This is a genomic window from Streptomyces sp. WAC04114, from assembly GCF_019733245.1.
Taxonomy (GTDB): Bacteria; Actinomycetota; Actinomycetes; order Streptomycetales; family Streptomycetaceae; genus Streptomyces; species Streptomyces massasporeus_A.
The window spans coordinates 1-2,531 of record NZ_JAIGQA010000338.1 but is presented as its reverse complement, the minus strand read 5'-3'; the positions used below and the strand labels follow the sequence as shown (position 1 = coordinate 2,531).

At 72.2% G+C, this 2,531-nt stretch carries 1 protein-coding gene and 2 pseudogenes; 2 read left to right on the top strand and 1 reads right to left on the bottom strand.

All coding sequences use genetic code 11. The annotated features are described in order from the left end of the window. A pseudogene (locus K4G64_RS38945) lies at positions 1-263 on the bottom strand (hypothetical protein); the annotation flags it as partial. A gap of 345 nt (positions 264-608) precedes the next feature. Here K4G64_RS38945 and K4G64_RS38940 point away from each other — a divergent pair. Both K4G64_RS38940 and K4G64_RS38935 read left to right on the top strand, forming a co-directional pair. Next, complete coding sequence (locus K4G64_RS38940; RefSeq protein ID WP_221760569.1) at positions 609-1,613, top strand: SMI1/KNR4 family protein; 1,005 nt, start codon at positions 609-611, stop codon at positions 1,611-1,613. Between the two features lie 7 nt (positions 1,614-1,620). Beyond that, positions 1,621-2,531, top strand: a pseudogene (locus K4G64_RS38935) (hypothetical protein); the annotation flags it as partial.

The following is a 2,531-nucleotide window of genomic DNA, read 5'->3' as shown; positions in this document are numbered from 1 at the left end:
AGCCCACACCCCCGCCCTCCGCCACCGCCGCGGACGGAGAGGGCGGCGGCGATGGTGGGGAGGATGCCGTCGCGGCGGTGGCGGAGGGCGGGGGTGTGGGCTGCCTCGGTGGCGCTCCAGCCGATGCGGGGGTCGCCGTTTCGTGGGTCGGTGGCGCGTGGGTCGCCGGCTTGGGTGCCGGTGCCGTGGGTGCCGCCTCGTGGGTCGCCGTTTCGTGGGTCGGCGGACCTGCCGGTGTGTGGTCCCGTCTGCGTGGCGTTCATGATCGTCTTCCCCTCCGTGCATCCCCCCGGGGGTCACAGACTGCCAAATGCCGTGGCTGGTGCGGAAGCTGGGGCGCGGCGACACGCCCATAGCGGGGTGTGCCGTCACGGTGGGGTGACGCCTGGTCACGGAAGCGGAGGGGGTGCCGACCGGTGCCGGTGACCGGTGTCGTCGTACCGCATAGGCTGTCGGCACCGCAGGCGATGCGGTGATCCGTTCGGGGCTCGATGCAGTGAACCGGAGGGTGATCCGTAGTCGGCGTGTGCAGTGACAGTCGATACGGGTCGTAGTGCGCCAAGGGTGGTCAATACGGGTCGTACAGAGTGCCGCAGGGGGCAACCGCCATGACGACAGGTCGGCTCGGGCAGCAAGCCGCGCCGCCGAACGCGGCCTACGCCGGGCAGGTCGTGCACTTCCCGGATCCGGTTCGGGCGGCGCGTCACCCGAGAGGGGTACGGGTCGACGAGCACGGTTACCCCGACTTCTCGGCTTACGCGCGCGCGGCCGCGGAGATCGCGGAGCCGCCGGAGGGTTTCGGTGTCGACGAGTTGCGGCTGACGGACTACGTGTCGGCGAACACGGCGCTGTCGGCGTCGGGGCACGAGTTGTGGGACACGGTGCCGGCGGTGGCGACGCCGCACGGCTGGACGTGGCACCACGTGGTGGGTACGCGGCGGCTGGAGCTGGTTCCGGTCGAGGTGAAGGCGTTGCTGCGGCATCACGGGGGTGTGGCGACGTCGGGTGTCGACCATTCCAAGCGGGGCACGCGGCCGTTGCAGGAGACGCGTCCGGCGCATTTCGGGTTGCCGAAGTCGGGTGTCGCGGTGACGGAGTCGCAGGTGCTGGGGGTCGAGGAGGATCTCGGCTACCGGTTGCCGGGTGCGTACCGGTCGTTCTTGAAGGCGGCGGGTGGCTGTGCGCCGGTGGGTGCCGTGCTGGACGCGGAGTTGGGGCTGCTGGTGGACCAGCCGTTCTTCACGGTGCGCGACGAGGCGGCGGTCAATGACCTGGTGTACGTCAACAAGTGTCTGCGTGACCATCTGACCAAGGACTATCTGGGGATCGCGTTCGTGCAGGGCGGGCTGCTGGCCGTGAAGGTGAAGGGCGAGCGGATCGGTTCGGTGTGGTTCTGCGCGTACGACGACGCCCGGGACGTGGATCCCTCGGTGCCGCCGGCGGAGCGCGTGGAGCGGTTGCTGCTGCCGTGCGGGGACGACTTCGATGTCTTCCTGTCGCGGCTGGCGGGCAATCCGCCGGAGTTGGAGACGGTGGCGAACCTGATGGTGGACGGCGGGTTCGCGCGTGTGGTGCCGGTGGGTGCGGTGTCGTCCTCGGCCGTGGGGGAGTGAGTCGGCGATGGTGACCTTCGCGCAGGCGCAGGAGCGCGCGGAAGAGTGGATCAATGGGGATGTGCCGTCGTACCAGCATCGTGAGGTGCGGGTGCGGGAGTTCGATCTCGGGTTCGTGGTGTGGGCCGAGGACCGGTCGGACGGGCCGCGGTCGGACGGTGGCGCGCAGCGGCTGGTGATCGCGCGGGACAGTGGCGAGGCGACGTTGTGGCCCGGGCTGCCGGTGGGTGAGGTGATCCGCCGGTACGAGGAGGAGTACGGCCGTCCGGACGCGGTGGACGAGCCGGCAACGGCGGCACCTGCCGCGCGGGTGGATCTGAATCAGACGTCGTTCCTGCTGACTCCGCCGGAGTGGTTGCAGGATGCGGCGGACAAGCTGGGGATTCCGGATCGGCGTGGTGCGGGTGCTGGAGCCGGGGGTGATGGGGCTTCTGCGGTCGGGGGGGCGGATTCCGGTTCGGGTGTCGGCGTCGGCGCGGGTGCGGGTTCGGGTGCCGGCGCGGGTTCGGGTGCGGGTTCTGCTTCCGGGCCGGTGGCTGCCGTGCAGGGTGCGCCCGCCGCGCCGGGCAGTGGTGCCTCGTGGCCGGCGGCCGGGGGCGCTGACTCCGGTGCCGACGGCGACGCGGGTGCCTCCGGGGCGCCGGCGGCGCCGGGCGTGCCTGCGGGGGCTACGCCCTGGGCCGGTACGGACACCAACGCGGATGCCGGTGACGACCGTTCCGTGCCGCTGCCGGCGACGGTTTTCGCGCCGCCGTTGAGCGGGGCCGACAGCGACGGCGACAGCGCGCCGCCTTCGGCGACGCCCGAGGCCAAGACGACGCTGATGTCGGGCGGCAGTCAGCTGCCGCCGACGGCGCTGTCGCCGGCGGTCGACGACCCGAACGCGCAGGGGCCGGGGGCGACGCCGGCGCCGGGGGC

Excerpts from the sequence above, each read along its gene's own strand:
- K4G64_RS38940 (WP_221760569.1), top strand. The coding sequence starts at position 609 with ATGACGACAGGTCGGCTCGGGCAGCAAGCCGCGCCGCCGAACGCGGCC.